This is a genomic window from Streptomyces colwelliae (assembly GCF_048158785.1).
Classification (GTDB): domain Bacteria; phylum Actinomycetota; class Actinomycetes; order Streptomycetales; family Streptomycetaceae; genus Streptomyces.
Genome location: NZ_JBLTJC010000212.1, coordinates 1 through 17,951, shown reverse-complemented (window position 1 = coordinate 17,951; position 17,951 = coordinate 1). Strand labels below are relative to the sequence as shown.

Sequence of the window (17,951 nt, the reverse complement as noted above, 5' to 3'; positions counted from 1 at the left end):
CTCCCGGACGACGCCACGCAGTACGGCACCCCGTCCGCGACCAGCCTCTCCAGCACCTCGACGGCCCAGGCGGCGCCCCGCCCCGTGGAGTGAGGAGATGAGCGGCCGTTCGGACCGGCGCGGCGAACCGTAGGAACCAGGACGCGTGCTTCGTGAGGAAGCGGGTCGACTCGCCCACCCCGATCTTCGTCGCCATGGCCAGCAGCTTCGCCCGCTGCACGGGCCCCGCGACGCCCACGTACAACGGCAGGGCGACATCACGCCGCCGGATCCGCCCGACCCACTCCCCCAGCACGCGCGCGTCGAAGCACAGGTTGCTCACGATGTACGTGGCGTGCGTGCGCTTGTCCCACATGGCCTGGATGGTGAGGTCGTCGTCGATGAGCGGATGGCTCTCGGGGTAGCCGGTGATGCCGACGTGGGCGAACGGGCCGCCCAGTTCGCTGAGCCGGCGCAGCACCGGCAGGGCTCCGTCGTAGATCCCGGCCGGCGGATCCGCGTCTCCAGCGGGTACGAAGACGTCGTCGACGCCCGTCTCCCGGAGCCGGTCGACGACATCCTTGAGATGCGCGTCGTCCCGCAGCAGCCGTGCCGGCACGTGCGGGACCACGCGGTAGCCATGTGCCGCCAGCCGTCCGACGAGGTCGAGGGTCGGTTCCAGGCCCTTGACCGGCGACGCCGTCACGGTGACGACGACATCGCGCGGTACATGGGCGAGGACCTTTTCCTCGGTCGCCTTCGCGGGCAGCACCTCGTAACGGACGTTCGACAGCAGCGCCTTGAGACCGTCGCCGCCCGACACTCCCGACACTCCCGACACTCCCGACACGCCCTACCCGGCCTGCTTCTGGGCGTCGCGGTGCCGGTAGTACACGGCCGGGGACGGAGCGAGCGGCTCCTTGCCCAGAATCAGATCGGCCGCCTTCTCGGCGATCATCATCACCGGCGCGTAGATGTTTCCGTTGGTCACGTACGGCATCACCGACGCGTCCACGACCCGCAGCCCCTCCACACCGTGGACCCGCATGCTGCCGGGATCGACGACGGCCATGTCGTCCGTGCCCATCTTGCAGGTGCAGGACGGATGCAGAGCCGTCTCCCCCTCCTCGGCGACCCACGCGAGGATCTCCTCGTCGCTCTCCACGGACGGCCCGGGCGAGACCTCCCCGTCGTTGTACGGGGCGAGCGCGGGCTGGTTGAGGAGCTTGCGGGCGACCCGGACCGACTCGACCCACTCACGCCGGTCCTGTTCCGTGGACAGGTAGTTGAAGCGCAGCGCGGGGTGCTCCAGCGGATCCTTGCTCTTGATCTTCACCGAGCCGATCGCGTCGGAGTACATGGGCCCGACGTGCACCTGGTAACCGTGACCGCCGGCCGGCGACGAGCCGTCGTAGCGGACCGCGATCGGCAGGAAGTGGAACATCAGGTTGGGGTAGTCGACGTCCTCGTTGCTGCGAGCGAAGCCGCCGGCCTCGAAATGGTTGGTGGCGGCGGGACCCTTGCGGAAGAGCCATTGCAGGCCGATGAAGGGGGCGCGCCACTTCGCCATGTACGGCTGCATGGAGACGGGTTGCTTGCAGGCGTACTGGATGTAGACCTCCAGGTGGTCCTGCATGTTCTCGCCGACGCCCGGCAGATCGTGGACGACGTCGATGCCGAGCGCGCTCAGCTCCTCCGCGTTGCCGACGCCCGAAAGCTGGAGCAGCTGGGGGGAGTTGATCGCGCCGCCGCACAGGACGACCTCGCGGGCGCGCACCTGGCGGACCTTGCCGCGGTGCCGGTACTCGACGCCGACGGCCTTCTTGCCCTCGAAGAGGACGCGGGTGACCATCGCGCGGGTGGTGACGGTGAGGTTGGGCCGCTTCCGCACGGGCTTCAAGTAGGCCTTGGAAGCGGACAGTCGGCGCCCCCGGCTGACGTTGCGGTCGAAGGGCGCGAAGCCCTCCTGCTGGTAGCCGTTGACGTCGTCGGTGCGCGGATACCCCGCTTCCTGCACGGCGTCGAGGAACGCGCCGAACAACGGGTTGGAGGCGGGCCCGCGTTCGAGGACGAGCGGGCCGTCGTGGCCGCGGAACTCGTCGTCGGGCTCGGCCGCCAGGCAGTTCTCCATCCGCCGGAAGTACGGCAGACAGTGCGCGTAGTCCCAGCTCTCCATGCCGGCGTCGGCGGCCCAGCGCTCGTAGTCCATGGGGTTGCCGCGCTGGAAGATCATGCCGTTGATGCTGCTGGAGCCGCCCAGCACCTTGCCGCGCGCGTGGTAGACGCGCCGGTCGCCCATGTGCGGCTCGGGTTCGGACTCGTACTTCCAGTCGTAGAACCGGCTGCCGATGGGATAGGTCAGCGCGGCCGGCATGTGGATGAAGACGTCCCACGGGTAGTCGGGCCGGCCGGCCTCCAGGACAAGCACCTGGTTGGCCGGGTCCGCGGAGAGCCGGTTCGCCAGTGCGCTGCCGGCGGATCCACCGCCGACGATGACGAAGTCGTATTGCAGGGGAGCCATGATCTCTCGTCTCGCTCGCGCCGTAGATACGCGAGGCATGCTAATACGAGTATCGCTATACGCACTAGGTTGCGCGCCACGCAACCTGGAGGCGCAGGTTTCCGTGCTGTTTCCCAGCCCGGTTCCCCATCGGTTGGACCGTTCCTCAGATACTGAAGCGCTCCTTGCCGAGGAGGGGCCGGACCCGGGAGCGGAAGCCGGCCGTGCGGAAGGGGTGCTGGAGGAGGCCGGGGCGCAGGTGCTGGGCGAGTGCGGCTGCGATCATGCCCTGGTCGAGGGCGAGGACGTAGTCGCTGACGCGGCCGTTCGCGGTGTCGACGGAGTCGCGGAAGCCGTAGCGGTCGTCGTAGGCGCCGAAGTCCCGGGCCAGTGCGGTGAGGTTGGCGAGGGCCTCGGGCGCGGCGTACGGCAGGGCGAGGAATGAGGCGTGCGGGGTGACGACGCCGAGGGAGTTGTAGCCGTCCTCCTGCATGCCGATCGCGTCCACGCCGTACTCGCGGTAGCCACCCTCGGGGATGTTGGCGGGTGAGAAACCCCAGTAGCCGTACTTCTCCTCGTCCAGGCCGTGTTCGATCTGGCTGCGCACATAGCGCTGGTGGGTGGTGCCCCAGGAGTACGGCGACCAGGCGGCCTCGGGCACGAACAGCGGGACCATCAGCGCCTCGAACATCGAGCCGCCCCAGGTGGGGACGAGCTTGCGGCCGCGGTAGGTGTAGTGGCCCTCCCACACCCGTACGCCGTCGATCGTGACGTAGGAGCCCTCGGGTTCCTGTTCCTGTCCCATGCCGGGCAGGAGGGTGCGGAAGAGGTGCCAGTAGTGCTCGGTGGGCAGGGAGTTGTCGGCGATGCCGAGGTAACTGGCCATCCGGGGTTCGGTGTTGAGGGCGCCGTAGTGGTGGCCGGTGGGTTCGCCCTTGCCGGGCTTGTCCGGCCAGAAGCCGCCGCGCAGTTGACCGGGTCCGGCAACCGGGTCGGCCGGGTCGTAGGGGGTGTAGTAGTACGACCAGTCGGCGTCGGCGAGGAGCCGGGCGACGCGCGGACGCAGTTCCGGGTCGGCGTCGGCGGCGATCTTCAGCCCGGTGACCAGCCAGGCGTTGTCGACGGTGGAGAGGAAGGGGCGCACCGGGTCGCCCGTCCCGGGCCAGCTGGTGAGGACCGAACCGTCGTGCGCGTCGTACCAGTTGAACCAGAAGCCGTGCGCGCGCTCCAGCTTCTCGACCGCCGCGAGGGTGCGGGACAGCCGCTGGTGCATGACGGGCCCGGAGATCACACCGAGTCCGGCGACGGCGACGGTCGACCACAGGCCGCAGCCGATGTTGGTCGGTGAGGTCTGCGTCGAGGGCACGGGTGTGCCGGTGCCGGAGACGTCCATCGTGTCGGCGGTCAGGCCGAGTTCGGTGGTCAGCGCGGTCATCGAGCGGTAGGTCGCCTCGAACCAGGTCCGCAGCGGCGCGCTGTCGGGTGCGGGGCGGCCGCGGGTGGCCGCCGACGCGGAGGCGAGGGGCATCACGGCGGCGAGGGCGGCGGCTCCCGCCGTGGCGGTGGTGAGGAACGTACGACGGTTCATGCGGGTCCAACTCCCTGGGGAATGCGGGCGGGACGGGCAAGGGACGGGTGCGTGTGTCGTCGTGTCCCGTGCGGGACGGCGGTGGGGCGGGAGCCGACGGGCTGTCAGGGGCCCGTCGGCTCCCGGGACTTGGGGCGGGCTACGCGATCCGGCCTGCCGTGCGCGGCAGTTCGCGGGTGCGGCCCAGGGCGCCGAGCCAGCCGGCGGACGGCTTGGGGGTGCGGGCGAAGGTGACCGGGTCCACGGCGATCAGGCCGAACGTCGGCCGGTAGGAGCCCCATTCGTAGTTGTCGAGGGCGCTCCAGGCCAGGTAGCCGGCGATGTCGAGGCCGTCGTCGAGAGCGGCGGCGACCGCGTCCAGGGCACCGGCGTAGTAGTCGATACGGCGGGTGTCGTCGGCGGTGGCGATGCCGTTCTCGGTGACGATGAGCGGGACGCCGGGGCCGACGACGTCAGCGGTGTGGCGCAGGGCGTGGCCGACGGCCTCCGGGTAGAACTCCCATTGCGTCAGGGTGCGTTCGGCGTCCTCGGGCGCGGGGATCGGGCCGTCGGCGCCGATCCTGGTGCGGGTGTAGGACTGGACGCCGATCCAGTCGTCGTCGCGGGCGGCCTCGATGAAGACGTCCTCGCGGGAGTGGCGGTAGGCGGCGGTGACGTCCTCGGCGCCGGGCAGCGCCTGGTAGACCTGGTTGGCGATCGTCCAGCCGACCTGGATCGCGGGGTCGATCGAGCGCACCGCCTTGACGGCGGCCCGGTGGGCGGCGATCACCGCGTGGGTGGTCTCCTCGTCCGGGGTGGGCAGTCCGGCGGGCGGGAAGCCCTGGTCGCCGGCCTTGGCGGCGCCCGCCATCACGGCGATCATGTTGGGTTCGTTGATGGTGCAGACATGGCGGACGCCGTCCGCGATGATCGGCGCGCACTGCTCGACGTAGCGGGCGAACAGGTCGGCCGCGCCGTCCGCGGTCCAGCCGCCGAGGTCCTCGAACCACCGCGGGACCGTGAAGTGGTGCAGGGTCACCATCGGGCGCAGGCCGCGGGCGAGGGCGCCGTCCACCATACGGCGGTAGTGGGCGGTCTCGGCGCGGGAGAAGGTGCCCGGGACGGGTTCTATGCGGGCCCATTCGACGCTGAACCGGTAGTCGGTGAAGCCCAGTTGGGCGAGCAGGTCCATGTCCTGCTCCCAGCGGTGGTAGCTGTCGCAGGCGTCCAGGCTCGGCTCCTCGATGCCGGCCGCCGGGTCGTGTTCCTTGCGCCACCAGTCACTGTTGACGTTGTTCCCCTCGATCTGGTGGGCGGCCGTGGAGGCGCCCCACAGGAAGCCGTCGGGGAACGGGGTGGGAGTGTGACTCATGGTTCGTCGCGTCTTTCTGCTGGGTGGGGGCAGGCTGACCTGCGGGGCCAACGGGCGTGTGGGGCGGGCTACTTGAGCCCGGCGGTCGCGATGCCCTGGGTGAAGTGGCGTTGCAGTACGGCGAAGACGAGCAGCACCGGCAGCACGACGAGCAGGGAGCCGGCCATGAGCATGCCGTTGCCGCCGCCGACCGTGCGGTTGGGATCGTTGGCGAACGTCGCCAGGGCCACCGGAAGCGTGTACTTGCCGGGGTCGTTGGTCGCGATCAGCGGCCAGACGAAGTTGTTCCAGGAACCGAGGAAGGTGAAGATCGTCAGGGTCGCCAGGGCGGGCTTGACCAGGGGCAGCACGATGCGCCAGAAGATGTACCACTCGCCGGCGCCGTCGATGCGGGCCGCTTCGAGGAGTTCGTCGGGGACCGACTGCATGAACTGCCGCATCAGGAACACCCCGAAGGCTCCGGCGGCGAAGGGCAGGACCAGTCCGGCGTAGGTGTCGATGAGGTTCAGCTTGGTCATCAGCACGTACAGCGGCAGCACGAGCAGGTTGCCCGGCACCATCAGGGCCGCGAGGACGATGCCGAGCACCTTGGAGCGGCCGGTGAAGCGGAGCTTGGCGAGGGCGTAGCCGAGCATCGAGCAGAACAGCAGATTGCAGACGGTCACGAGCACCGCCACGATCAGCGAGTTCATGAAGTACCGCGCCATGTCCAACTGGTCCAGCAGCTCACGGAAGTTGGCGAGCGTCCAGTTGCTGGGGATCCACACCGGCGGGCTGGCCGTCAGGTCCTTCTTCGTCTTGAAGGCCGACAGCACCATCCACAGGAAGGGTGCGGCCATGACCAGCAGCCCCAGCGAGGCGACCGTGTACAGCAGGGGTCCACGGAGTCCTCGGACCCGGACCGGGCGACGGCGGGTCGGGGCGGTCACCGTAGGCGCGGTCATGACGTGTTGTCCTTCAGCAGTCGGAGCTGGAGCACCGTGATGCCCATGATCACCACGAACAGGACGTACGCCATGGCGCTCGCGTAGCCCATGTGGAAGAAGTTGAAGCCCTCCTGGTACATGTCCAGGGAGACGGTCATGGTGGCGTTGGAGGGGCCGCCCTGGGTCATCACGAAGGGTTCCTCGAACACGTTGAGGTAGCCGATGGAGGTGATGACGGTGGCGTAGAGCGTCGTCGGCCGCAGCAACGGCACGGTGACGCGCCGCAGTTCCTGCCAGGCGCCGGCGCCGTCCAGCCGCGCGGCCTCCCGGACCTCGGTGGGGATGGCCTGAAGTCCGGCGATGAACAGCACCATCACGGTGCCGAGGTTGCGCCACACCGCCATCGCGATCAGCGAGGGCATGGCCCAGGTCTCGGACCCGAGGAAGTCCGGTGCGGTCAGGCCGAGTTCGGAGGCGAGCCCGGCCACCAGGCCGTCCGAGGGGTCGAGCACGAACCGCCAGACGACGGCGACCGCGACGATGGTGGTGACGACCGGGGCGTAGAAGCCGACGCGGAAGAAGGTGCGGGCCCGGTCGATGCCGTTGTTGAGCAGGACGGCGACGAGCAGTCCCAGTACGACGGTCAGCGGTACGCCGACGACCACGAAGTAGCCGGTGTTGAAGAGCGCCGTGCGGAAGACGTCGTCGTCGAAGAGCCGTGTGTAGTTGTCGAAGCCGACGAACTCCGCCTCGAAGGGGCGGGTGACGTCGCGTGCCCCGAAGTCGGTGAAGCTCATCAGGAGCGTCGCGACGATCGGGAGGAGCATGAAGACGCCGAACAGCACGAGGAAGGGTGTGGAGAACAGCCAGCCGTGCAGGTTGTGCCGGTCCAGCGGACGGCCGCGACCCGGCCCTCGCGTCGGCCCAATCGGGGCCTTGGAAAGCTTGGTCGGGCCCGTGGCCGCGCTGTCGGCGGTCGATCCGGTCACCAGGGACATCGCTGTTACCTCACGAGCCCTTCGATCTGGGACTGCGCCTTGTCCAGCGCGTCCTTCGCGGACGAACGGCCCTGCGTGACCTGCTCGATGGCGGCGTCGACCTTGGAGGTGATCTCGGTGAGCTTCGGGTCGGACGGCGGGGTCTTCGCGCTCTCCAGCTGCTTGCGCCAGATCTTCAGGTTCGCGTCGGTGGCGAGTGCGCCGGTCTCCCAGGCAGCCTTGTTGGCGGGCAGGTCCCGGGTGCGCTCGTACCAGTCGGCCTGGCCCTTGGCACCGGTGAGGGAGGCGATGAACTCCTTTGCGGCGGCCTTGTGTTCGCTGTCCGCCGAGATCGCGAGGCTGGACCCGCCGGCCATCGACACCGAAGCCTGGTCCGAGGGCACGGGCGCGATCGCCCACTTGCCCTTCAGGTCCGGGTAGTTGTCGTCGAGCAGGGACATGATCCACGGCCCGCCGAGGAACATGGGCACGGAACCGGTGTTGAAGTCCTTGGTCACGTCGTAGCCGGGCCGCACCGACTTGGCACTGAGCCCCTTGTCGAAGTAACTCCCGTAGTTCTCCAGCGCCTTGACGGCCGCCGCACTGTCGATGACGGGCTTGTCGTCCTTCGTCAGCAGCTCACCGCCCGCCGAGTACAGGAACGGGTAGAAGCTCTGCACGGTGTCCAGACCACCCGGCTGGATGGACAGCCCCCACTTGGTGCCGGCCTTCGCCTGGTACGCCTCGGCCGCCTTCTGCAACTCGGCCATGGTCGCCGGGGCGGTCTTGAGGCCGGCCTTCGCCGCGAGGTCGGTGCGGTAGTAGAGGACGCGGGTGTCGACGTACCACGGGACGCCGTACGCCTTTCCGTCGTACGACACCTGGTCCCAGGCGGCGGGGAAGAAGTCGCTCTCCTCGGCCGTCTTGATGTCGACCGGTTCGAGGACACCCATGTCGGCGAACTCGCCGAGGTAGGTCCCGCCCATCTGGACGACGTCGGGGAGCTTGTCGGCGGCAGCGGCGGCGACCAGTTTCTGGTGGGCCACGTCCCAGCCGACGGGGGTCACCTTGACGGTGATGTTGGTGTGCGTCTTCTGGTACGCCTTGGCGACGTCGGCGAGCTTCTCGCCCTCGGTGCCCATCGCCCAGACCGTCAGGGTCTGCTTGGCGTCGGCTGCCACCTCCGCGCCACCGGAACCACCGCAGGCGGTGAGGGTGAGCGCGGAGGCCACGGCGAGGGCGATCGAAGCGGTGGTGGCAGGACGGCGCATGGACTGCTCCTCCTTGAGCGTTCCGGATGTATGCGCTTCCTGTAAGCGCATACATCACTCTCACGCAAGAATTCCGGGGCGGGCAAGGGGCTCTCGGTCACGCTCCCGTAACGACTGGGACATCGGGCGATGACATCGATTCAGGGTCGATTGATTTAGAGATTTAGGGCGCTATCGGTGGTTTTGGCGCCACCGTACTGTTTTCCCCGATGCGCTCGCGGGCGGTGATCCGCGACGATGGGTGGCCTTGGTGGTCCGCTCCTGCCCGGGGGGCTTGAGCCGACGCTCATGGTCTGCGTCGCGCCGACCGTGGTCGCGTTCTTCTTTCGCGTACGGGGTCTGGGCGCCGGGGCTTCGTGCGCCGAGGGGGATGCGGCCATGTCGCGGTCTGGCGCCGGAGGGTCACGCTGAACTCGGCGTGGTGCAACTGCGGGTGTGGGATCCGGCGACCGGCGCGGTGCGGGAGATATCCCTGGACGTGGCCGTCACCTGCTTGGCCGCCGCAGGTTCCGACGTGGTCGTCGGACACGACCGCGGAGTTCTCGGACTCCCGCTCACGAGGCGGTGAACCGACCCGTTCCGGCCCAGCGGCCGCCATGCGCGAAACGCTGACTGCCCGTCAGGGAATGTCGCCAACCCGTCCAGGATCTACGCCAGTTGGGTTCCGCCGCCCTCGGCCTCGCCGCATCCGCAGCTGGCGCGGCGCACGACGGTGACCGGGAGCATCAGCGACACCGGTTCCCTGTCGGACGCTCCGGTGAGTCGCTGCACGAGCAGCTCGGCCGCCTGCTCCCCCAGCCGCAGCATGGGCTGACGCACCGTGGTCAGCGCCGGCCGCACGAGCCGTCCCAGCGGGATCCCGTCGAAGCCCGTCACCACCACGTCCTCGGGTACGCGCAGCCCTCGCCGTTGCAACGCGTGCAGCGCGCCGACGGCCATCTGGTCGTTGGCGAGGACGAGGGCCTCGGGCAGCGGGCCGTCCCGGTCGGCCAGGACGTCCACCGCCCGGGCTCCGTCGGCCTGCGTCATCATCGGCATCCGCAGGGCCGGTTCGCCGTCCGTCTCCACGCCCGCCGCGGCGCAGGCCGCCAGGAAGCCCCGGAAGCGGGCCTCCACGTCCGGCGACTCCTCGGCGGAACCGATGTACGCCAGGCGGCGCAGCCCGTGGTCCTCGATGAGGTGCCGGGTCAGTTCGCGCTGCCCGTCGGCGTTGGCGACCTCCAGGTGGTCCAGGTGGTCGAGGTGGTCGCCGCCCTCGCGGGGTCCGGCGAGCATCACCACGGGCTGCCGCCTGGAGATCACCTCCAGCTCCTCGGTCGGTACGGTGCGCGCCATGACGGCGAACCCGTCGACGCGTCCCGCCACCTTGGCCACCAGGCTCTCCGGCCCGCCCTTCAGCGATGCGGCGATCAACAGCGCGTATCCGTGCCGACGGGCGGTGCGCTCCATACCGCGGATGATCTGGTCGGAGTAGAGCATCGCCGCGTCGTCGTCCTCGGCGTCGGTGTCCTCCGCGTCCGGATCGGAGTAGTCGGGGAAGCACAGACCCAGCACACCGGTGGAACGGCTGGCGAGCCCTCGCGCGTTGCCGCTGGGTACGTAGCCGAGCTCCCGGGCGGCCGCGAGGACCCGCTCCCGGGTCTGGGCCCGCACCGAGTCGGGGTTGCGGTAGACGCGGGACACCGTGGCGATCGAGACGCCTGACCGGTTGGCCACGTCGTACACGGTGGGGGCGGTACTCATGGGACAGAACCCTCATGTGGTCGGTGCGCGTAACGGCGTAAGCGCGTGATGTACGTGCGTCACGCACGCACGTGATGTAAGCGCATTCACCCTAGGGGTTGGCCAGGTCAGGAGCAAGGCGCCGAGTCGGGGGTGGCGGACCGCCGTTCGTGAGTACGCGTACTCATGCCTCCGAACACCCGGCCGCGTGACGATACAGATCGTCCGCACACAGGGCATCACCGGCAGATCAGAGAGTCAGCACCACGTGCTCAGCACCTTCGCCCGTACCGTCGTCCCCCTCCTCGGCCGTCTGACGGTGACCACCACCGGAACGGCCCGCGCCATCGCGCCCGGCAGCATCGTCGCGCCCAACCACACCGCTCTCGCCGATCCCGGACTCGTCCTGGCCGCTCTGCACCGGCTGGGCGTCGAGCCGGTCGTCCTCGCCACCGCGGGACTGTGGAAGGTCCCCGTACTCGGCCGCCGTCTCACCCGCGAGGGCCACATACCGGTCCACCGGGGCAGCCGTAGCGCGGCTGCGGCACTGGATCTGGCGGCCGAGGCCCTCGCCGCGGGCCGGGTCGTGGTGATCTACCCCGAGGGCGGACTCCCCCGCCGCCGGGACTCCGCGGACCACGGACCCGGGGCCTTCCGCACCGGTCTGGCCCGCCTCGCGCTCGCCACCGGCGCGCCCGTCGTCCCGCTCGGACACGCGGGAGCCCGCCGGATCGTCTCCGGCGGGCGGGTGAAACAGATCGCCGGTGTCGTCACCGCGCCGCTGCGCCGCCCGGACCTCCACGTCCACCTCGGCGAACCCGTCCACCTCACCGGCGACATCGACGAGGCAACAGCACACGCCCGCACGGCCGTTGAGGCCGCCTGGCGGCAGGCGGTCGGTCACCTGCCGTCCTCCCGCAAGGCATCACTCCCACGAACGTGAGGCTGACGGGTCGGACCGAGCCGCTCGTCGTGTCGCGGGCAGTCGGTCGGTACGCCGAGGAAGTTGCCGCGCACGCCCCACACCACGTCCTCGTGCGGCCGCCCCAACTCGGCGCCGGAGCAACCGAACCAGCCCGGAAGCCGTGAAACGCCGTGCTCGGCTCCAGCACCGACTTCCCCGGCCCGGCGAGCGCACAGCCGTCCGTGACCCGGCGCCGCGAACTCGGTTGGGTGAAGCGGGAGTTGGCGGGCGTCTGGCGCTGTGGGCGGCCTGCGGACGGCCTATGGACCGACTTTGGGCCGTCACGCACCTTGCACAGCTTCCCCGGCCCCGCACACCACCTCTTACCAGGCAAAAGAGCCTGATCAGAGTCTCCTCAGTAAAAACCTTGTACCGTACTACGCGTATAGTTTCGCTGTGAGCAACTACAGTCCAGATACTGAAACGACAGGTTCGCAGTCCGGCGGAGTGCAGTCCGTGGACCGTGCCATCAGCGTGCTGGAGATCCTGGCCCAGCGTGGCGAGGCCGGTGTCAGTGAGGTGGCCGGCGAGATCGAGGTTCACAAGTCGACCGCGTTCCGGCTGCTCGGGGCGCTGGAGGCGCGCGGGCTGGTGGAGCAGGCGGGCGAACGCGGCAAGTACCGGCTCGGCTTCGGGATCGTGCGGCTGGCCGGTGCGGTCACCGGCCGCATCGACATCACGCAGCAGGGCCGCCCGGTGTGCGAGCGCCTCGCCGAGGAGATCGGCGAGACCGTCAACATCGCCGTCATGCAGGAGCAGTACGCGATCAACCTGTACGAGGTCCGCGGCCCCGGCGCCGTCACCGCGCACAACTGGGTAGGAGAACTCACCCCGTTGCACGCCACCTCCAGCGGCAAGGCCCTGCTGGCCCACCTGCCCGCGAAGGAGCGCACGGCGCTGCTGACGGAGGCCGGCCTGAAGAAGGTGACCCCGCACACCATCACCTCGAAGACGAAGCTGGAGAAGAACCTCGCCGAGGCCCGGGAGCGCGGATACACCTGGACGCTGGAGGAGTTGGAGCTCGGACTGCACGCCATGGCCGCGCCGGTGCGCAACCGCGACGGCGAGGTCATCGCGGCGGTCAGCGCCTCGGGACCGGCGTACCGGTTCACCGAGGAGCGCCTGCACGAACTCGCCCCGGTCCTGGTCAAGGGCGCCGAGGAGATCAGCCACCGCATGGGCTACCTGGGCTGAATCACCCTTGGTTCACCCCTGGCTGATCCCCAGGCGCTCGTTCACCCAGTCGTGGAACGCTCCAATGTGGTGCTCGCTCGGCACCAGCACTCCACCCTTGGCGTACATCCGGGAGCTCATCCCGGGCTGCGTGCGTTCGCACGCCTCGAAGTCCTGGCGGTTTACCCGGTCGAAGAGTTCCACGGACCGGCTGACGTCCTTGCCGCTCTCGACGACGTGCGGAAGGTAGAGCCAGTCGCACTCGACGATCGTGCGGTCGACGGCCACCGGGTACATCCGGTGGAAGATCACGTGGTCGGGGACGAGGTTGATGAACACCTGCGGCTTGATGGTGATCGCGTAGTAGCGGCGGTCCTGGTCGTCGCTCACCCCGGGGATGCGGTCGACGCCTTCCGAGCCGTCGACGGTGAATCCCTGCACCTCCTCACCGAACTCGGCGCCGTGGCCGACGTAGTACTGGGCGGCGTACCCGTCGGCGAACTCCGGTAGTACCTCGGTGAGTTCGGGGTGGATCGTGGCGCAGTGGTAGCACTCCATGAAGTTCTCGATGATGAGCTTCCAGTTGGCCTTGACGTCGTAGACGATGCGCCTGCCCACCGAGAGGTGGTCGATGTCGTAGTGCTCCAGGGACTCCACGTCGCCGAGCCGGGTGACGACCTCGCTGAGGACGTCCTCGTCGAACGACGGCGGGTTCTCCGCCAGGTTGACCCACACATAGCCGAGCCATTCGCGGACGGCGACACTCACCAGGCCGAACTCGGTGCGGCCGACGTCGGGCATCTTCGTGAGGTTGGGCGCCGCGACGAGCTTGCCGTTCAGGTCGTACGTCCAGGCGTGGTACGGGCATTGGAAGGCGCGCTTGACCTCGCCGGTCTCCTCGGTGCAGAGCTTGGCGCCCCGGTGCCGGCAGACGTTGAAGTAGGCGCGTATCGAGTTGTCGCGGGCACGTGTGATGAGGATGCTCTCGCGGCCCACGTCGACCGTCCGGAAGGCGCCCGGTTTGGGCAGGTCGGAGGAGCGCACCGCGCAGAACCACATCGTCTCGAAGATGCGTTCCTGTTCCTGCGCGAAGATGTCCGGGTCCGTGTAGGAGGAGCCGGGCAGGGTGGCGATCAGGCTGTCCGGCAGGCTGGTCGAGGTCACAGTGCGCTCCTCCGAGAACGTCGTGGGTCGGTCATTCACGCGCCGGGCAGAGCGACTCCGGACGGTGTGGTCGGACGGTGTGGATATGGGTCAACTCGCCGTGGCGGCAAGCTGTTTGCGCCACCGCATGAACAGCCGCGGCTGGTTCATCGCGAGCACGGCGACCGGCTGCCCGGCCCGCCGGTAGACGGCGAGGAAACTGCGGTCGCCGGTGGCGCCCTCCTCGACGGTCACACTGTCGGCGCCGGCCGCGTGACCGGCGAACTGGATCTTCACGCCGTACTGGTCCGACCAGAAGTACGGCGGCCGCGGCACCCCCGCCTCCACCGCACCCCAGGCCAGCAACGCGGCCACGGCGGCTTCGGGCCGCTCCCGCGCCCCGGTCCAGTGCTCGACCCGACGGTGCGCCCCAGCCTGCGGGTCGTACCAGTTGGCACAGTCTCCTACGGCGACCACGCCGGCGAGGCTGGTCCGGCCGTCGGCACCGCACTTGACGCCGTTGTCGAGCTCGACGCCGGAGCCTTCCAGCCACTCGACGCACGGGCGCGCGCCGACACCGACAACGACCATGTCGGCGGGGACGGTTCGCCCGTCCTCAAGCAGCACGGCGTCGACGCGGGCCTCACCGCTCAGCCCTTTCACCCCGACACCGCACAACAGCCTTACGCCGTGGGCCTCGTGGAGAGCGGAGACGATCTGGCCCATGGTCTCGCCGAGCGGTCCCGCGAGGGGGGTCGGCGCGGCCTCGATCACCGTGACGTCGAGTCCGAGGGTGTACGCCGTGGAGGCGACCTCGGCGCCGATGAACCCGCCGCCGATCACCACCAGCCGTCCACCCAGGGCGAGTTCGTCGCGCAGGGCGCGGGCGTCGTCCAGGGTGCGCAGGGTGTGCACGCCGGCCAGCCCGTCCGTGCCGGGCAGGTTCCGCGCCACCGCGCCGGTCGCGACGACGACACCGTCGGCCCGGACCTCCCGCCCGTCGTCGAGGAGCAACACCCGCTCCGTGCCGTCGACTTGGAGCCCGACCGCGCGAGCACCGAGCAGCCACTCGGCCCGCAGGTCCTCGTCGTCCATCTCCAGCAGGAGATCAGCTTCGCTGACGGTCCCGGCGAGGAACTCCTTGGACAACGGCGGCCTGTCGTACGGGCGATGGGGTTCGTCGCCGATGACGACGAGCCGTCCGTCGTAGCCCTGTTTCCGCAGCGAGCGCGCCGCCGACAACCCGGCCAGCGAGGCGCCCACCACGGCCACGGTCCTCACGCGGCGCCTCCGGCGGCGAGCCGGGACGCGACGCAGGGCGGCAGGTTCGGGGCGTCCGTGGACGGCACGACGTAGATCATGCCGTCCTGGACGAGCACCTCGTGGGTACGCACCGGGCGCTTGGCAGGCGGGGCGTCGACGGCACCGGTCCGCAGGTCGAACTTGGAAGCGTGCAGCGGGCATTCCACCTCGCAGCCCTCCAGCCAGCCGTCCGCGAGCGAGGCGTCCTGGTGGGTGCACGTGTCGTCGATGGCGAAGACCTCGCCGTCGTCGGTGTGGAACACCGAAACCGGCGGATCGATGTCGAGCCGGTAGGCCTCGCCTCGCGGCAGATCCACGAGAAGGCACGCGGGAATCATCATGACACCTCGGTGCGTATAGCGAAACGGATTGCGGTAAGCGCAACGTCAGTTTGAGGGCGGCCCCAAACCGTTGTCAAGGCATTCAGAGGCCACGCGAAGCCCTTACCCAGTGTTGCTTTTCACGCAACATCGCGCGCCATCAGCAACACCCGGCAGGGCTCGGCAGGGCTCAGAAACCGCGGTCGATCCACTCCTGAAGGTGCGGAGCCTCGGCGCTGACGGTCGTCGTGTCCCCATGTCCGGTGTATACGACGGTGTCGCCCGGCAGACCGAGCAGCCGGTCCCGGATCGAGTCGACGATGGTCGGGAAATGGGAGTACGACCGCCCCGTGGCGCCCGGTCCGCCCGCGAAGAGCGTGTCACCGCTGAAGAGGGCGTTCAGAGCGGGCACGTACAGGCAGACGGCGCCCGGCGCGTGCCCGGGTGTGTGCAGCACGGTCAGCTCGACCCCCGCCACCACCACGACCTGCCCGTCGGCCAGCTCGCCGTCGGGCGCCCGGTCCGGGTGGGTCTGCTTCCACAGCGGCAGGTCGTCGGCGTGGAGCAGGATCGGAGCGCCGGTGCGGTCGGCGAGTTCGGGCGCCGCGTCGATGTGGTCGTTGTGGGCGTGGGTGCAGACGACGGCGACGAGCCGGCGCTCGCCGACCGCTTCCGCGATGGCGCCGGCGTCGTGCGCGGCGTCGATCACGACGGTCTCGGTGTCGTCACCGATGATCCACACGTTGTTGTCGACGTCCCAGGTGCCGCCGTCGAGCGTGAACTGCCCTGCGGTGACGAGGTGTTCGATGCGGGCGCCCATCACAGCACCACCACCGAACGCAGCACGTCGCCGCCGTGCATCCGCTCGAAGGCCTTCTCGACGTCCTCCAGCGCGATGGTCTCCGTGACGAACGCGTCCAGATCCAGCCGCCCCTGGAGATAGAGGTCGATCAGCATGGGGAAGTCGCGGGAGGGCAGACAGTCGCCGTACCACGACGACTTGAGCGAACCGCCCCGCCCGAAAACATCCAGCAGCGGGAGTTCGAGCTTCATCTCCGGGGTCGGCACCCCGACGAGGACGACCGTGCCGGCGAGATCGCGGGCGTAGAAGGCTTGCTTGTACGTCTCCGGGCGGCCGACCGCCTCGATGACGACGTCGGCGCCGAAGCCACCGGTCAGTTCGCGGATGGCCTCGACGGGGTCGGACTGCTTGGAGTTGACGGTGTGCGTGGCGCCCAGCGAGCGGGCCTTCTCCAGCTTCCGGTCGTCGATGTCCACGGCGATGATCCGCGCGGCCCCCGCGAGCCGAGACCCGGCGATCGCCGCGTCACCAACGCCACCGCAACCGATGACGGCGACGCTGTCACCGCGCCCGACGTTGCCGGTGTTGATGGCCGCGCCGATGCCGGCCATGACCCCGCAGCCCAACAGCCCCGCGGCGGCAGCCGATGCGGCCCGGTCGACCTTGGTGCACTGCCCCGCCGCGACCAGGGTCTTCTCGGCGAAGGCGCCGATACCGAGGGCCGGGGAGAGTTCGGTGCCGTCGAGCAGGGTCATCTTCTGCTTCGCGTTGTGTGTGTTGAAGCAGTACTGCGGCCGACCGCGCCGACAGGCCCGGCAATTCCCGCACACGGCACGCCAGTTGAGGATCACGAAATCGCCGGGGGCCACATCGGTGACCCCCTCCCCCACCAACTCCACGACGCCCGCGGCCTCGTGCCCGAGCAGGAACGGGAAGTCGTCGTTGATACCGCCCTCTCGGTAGTGCAGATCGGTGTGGCAGACCCCGCACGCCTCGACCTTCACCAGTGCCTCCCCCGGGCCGGGGTCGGGGACGACGATCGTCTCCAGGCTGACGGGGGCACCCTTCCCCCGCGCGACGACAGCACGGACCTGGTGCGACATGGCCACTCCTCCGCTGGTAAGAGAGCTGAGCGGAACGTCACTCAGAACATCGCTCAGAACGTTGCTCATTGCGGCACGCTTCGCGCGTGCCGCAACACAGCATCACGGAGGGCCGAACGGGGGTCAAGGATTCGGGCCGGCGCACACCGCCGGCTTCACCGGCCGCCGAGCCCCCGTAGAAAGGTGTCGACGACCATGTCGGCGGCCTGGGCGTCGCTGAGTTCGGGCAGTTGCTGCGAGGCCAGGTGCATGAGCTGCGGCAGCAGTGAACTCGCCCATGCGGTAGGGGTGTCGGCGCGCAGCAGCCCCTCGTCGATGGACCGTTCCAGGAAGGTGTCAACCTCGCGGATCACGGCGTCACGCCTCCCGCGGATCGTCTCGTCGGCCTTCATGCGGGTGAGTTCCACGGGCCACTTGCGATTGACGCCGATGATCCCTTCGACGTACCGGTGCAGGGCGACGGCGACGGGGGCCTCGCGCAGCCTGGCGTCCTCGACGGCCCGCTCGATGGCCTCGACCCGGGCCTCATAGATGGCCGCCAACAGTTCCTCGCGGGAGGCGAACCGCCGGTAGACGGTACGGCGGTCGACACCTGCCTCGGCGGCGATGGCAGCGATGCTCGCCCCCGGGTCGGCGGCGAGCATGCGCGCCCCGGTCGTCAGGACGGCTTCGAGGTTGCGTACGGCGTCGGCTCTCACGCAGCGAAGCATAGCTCGACATGTGGAACCTATCTCACCTATCACCTCACAGTCGAGACTGTCCAATACACAAGTGCTACATTGAAGTGGCAGATACTGAGAACGATCGATCACCCCCTCACCCCCTCACCC

The 17,951-nt window shown here is 69.4% G+C and carries 18 protein-coding genes; 3 read left to right on the top strand and 15 right to left on the bottom strand.

Going from position 1 to position 17,951, the window contains the following annotated elements:
- The 7 genes from ACNFOC_RS33880 to ACNFOC_RS33850 all read right to left on the bottom strand — a co-directional run.
- Positions 1-811 (bottom strand): 5,10-methylenetetrahydrofolate reductase (locus ACNFOC_RS33880; protein WP_416962865.1); only part of this gene is annotated, 811 nt, incomplete at its 3' end.
- 21 nt (positions 812-832) lie between these two features.
- Entirely contained in the window at positions 833-2,500 is a 1,668-nt protein-coding gene (gene betA, locus ACNFOC_RS33875) for a choline dehydrogenase (protein ID WP_416962864.1), read from the bottom strand.
- A 145-nt stretch (positions 2,501-2,645) separates the two neighbouring features.
- Positions 2,646-4,067 (bottom strand): glucoamylase family protein, encoded by a 1,422-nt coding sequence (locus ACNFOC_RS33870; RefSeq protein ID WP_416962863.1) that lies wholly within the window; start codon positions 4,065-4,067, stop codon positions 2,646-2,648.
- Positions 4,068-4,206: 139 nt separating this feature from the next.
- Entirely contained in the window at positions 4,207-5,418 is a 1,212-nt protein-coding gene (locus ACNFOC_RS33865) for a glycoside hydrolase family 1 protein (RefSeq protein WP_416962862.1), read from the bottom strand.
- A gap of 68 nt (positions 5,419-5,486) precedes the next feature.
- Positions 5,487-6,362 carry a carbohydrate ABC transporter permease gene (locus ACNFOC_RS33860; RefSeq protein WP_416962861.1) on the bottom strand — a complete coding sequence of 292 codons (876 nt, stop codon included), beginning with the start codon at positions 6,360-6,362 and terminating at the stop codon, positions 5,487-5,489.
- Positions 6,359-7,342: a carbohydrate ABC transporter permease gene (locus ACNFOC_RS33855; RefSeq protein ID WP_416962860.1), complete on the bottom strand. Its 984-nt coding sequence runs from the start codon at positions 7,340-7,342 to the stop codon at positions 6,359-6,361. The genes ACNFOC_RS33860 and ACNFOC_RS33855 overlap by 4 nt, the downstream gene beginning before the upstream one ends.
- A 5-nt stretch (positions 7,343-7,347) precedes the next feature.
- Complete coding sequence (locus ACNFOC_RS33850; RefSeq protein ID WP_416962859.1) at positions 7,348-8,592, bottom strand: sugar ABC transporter substrate-binding protein; 1,245 nt, start codon at positions 8,590-8,592, stop codon at positions 7,348-7,350.
- 418 nt (positions 8,593-9,010) lie between these two features.
- On the opposite strand from ACNFOC_RS33850, the gene ACNFOC_RS33845 reads away from it, so the two are divergent.
- On the top strand, positions 9,011-9,160 hold the full coding sequence (locus tag ACNFOC_RS33845) for a hypothetical protein (protein ID WP_416962858.1): 150 nt from the start codon (positions 9,011-9,013) through the stop codon (positions 9,158-9,160).
- Between the two features lie 80 nt (positions 9,161-9,240).
- Here ACNFOC_RS33845 and ACNFOC_RS33840 read toward each other — a convergent pair whose 3' ends face one another.
- Positions 9,241-10,335, bottom strand: a complete 1,095-nt coding sequence (locus tag ACNFOC_RS33840; RefSeq protein ID WP_416962857.1) for a LacI family DNA-binding transcriptional regulator — start codon at positions 10,333-10,335, stop codon at positions 9,241-9,243.
- 247 nt (positions 10,336-10,582) lie between these two features.
- Between ACNFOC_RS33840 and ACNFOC_RS33835 the strand changes: the two genes are divergently transcribed.
- The gene (locus tag ACNFOC_RS33835) at positions 10,583-11,257 is read left to right on the top strand and encodes a lysophospholipid acyltransferase family protein (RefSeq protein WP_416962868.1); all 675 of its coding nucleotides are present in this window, start codon (positions 10,583-10,585) and stop codon (positions 11,255-11,257) included.
- Here the strand turns inward: ACNFOC_RS33835 and ACNFOC_RS33830 are convergent.
- A complete protein-coding gene (locus ACNFOC_RS33830; protein ID WP_416962856.1) occupies positions 11,215-11,331 on the bottom strand; it encodes an alpha-L-rhamnosidase-related protein in 117 nt (38 codons plus the stop codon). The two genes, ACNFOC_RS33835 and ACNFOC_RS33830, sit on opposite strands and share 43 nt — an antisense overlap.
- Positions 11,332-11,725: 394 nt before the next feature.
- Here ACNFOC_RS33830 and ACNFOC_RS33825 point away from each other — a divergent pair, with 394 nt between their 5' ends.
- On the top strand, positions 11,726-12,472 hold the full coding sequence (locus ACNFOC_RS33825; RefSeq protein WP_416962867.1) for an IclR family transcriptional regulator: 747 nt from the start codon (positions 11,726-11,728) through the stop codon (positions 12,470-12,472).
- A 12-nt stretch (positions 12,473-12,484) separates the two neighbouring features.
- On the opposite strand, the gene ACNFOC_RS33820 is transcribed toward ACNFOC_RS33825, so the two are convergent.
- From ACNFOC_RS33820 to ACNFOC_RS33795, 6 genes are all read right to left on the bottom strand, one after another.
- Entirely contained in the window at positions 12,485-13,615 is a 1,131-nt protein-coding gene (locus tag ACNFOC_RS33820) for an aromatic ring-hydroxylating oxygenase subunit alpha (RefSeq protein ID WP_416962855.1), read from the bottom strand.
- A 90-nt stretch (positions 13,616-13,705) separates the two neighbouring features.
- Positions 13,706-14,875 (bottom strand): NAD(P)/FAD-dependent oxidoreductase, encoded by a 1,170-nt coding sequence (locus tag ACNFOC_RS33815; protein ID WP_416962854.1) that lies wholly within the window; start codon positions 14,873-14,875, stop codon positions 13,706-13,708.
- Positions 14,872-15,237 (bottom strand): bifunctional 3-phenylpropionate/cinnamic acid dioxygenase ferredoxin subunit, encoded by a 366-nt coding sequence (locus tag ACNFOC_RS33810; protein WP_416962853.1) that lies wholly within the window; start codon positions 15,235-15,237, stop codon positions 14,872-14,874. The genes ACNFOC_RS33815 and ACNFOC_RS33810 overlap by 4 nt, the downstream gene beginning before the upstream one ends.
- A 169-nt stretch (positions 15,238-15,406) precedes the next feature.
- On the bottom strand, positions 15,407-16,036 hold the full coding sequence (locus ACNFOC_RS33805; protein WP_416962852.1) for an MBL fold metallo-hydrolase: 630 nt from the start codon (positions 16,034-16,036) through the stop codon (positions 15,407-15,409).
- Positions 16,036-17,121, bottom strand: a complete 1,086-nt coding sequence (locus tag ACNFOC_RS33800) for an S-(hydroxymethyl)mycothiol dehydrogenase (RefSeq protein WP_416962851.1) — start codon at positions 17,119-17,121, stop codon at positions 16,036-16,038. Before ACNFOC_RS33800 ends, ACNFOC_RS33805 begins: the two co-directional genes overlap by 1 nt.
- 155 nt (positions 17,122-17,276) lie before the next feature.
- Positions 17,277-17,765: a TetR/AcrR family transcriptional regulator gene (locus ACNFOC_RS33795; protein ID WP_416962866.1), complete on the bottom strand. Its 489-nt coding sequence runs from the start codon at positions 17,763-17,765 to the stop codon at positions 17,277-17,279.
- Positions 17,766-17,951 lie beyond the last annotated feature (186 nt).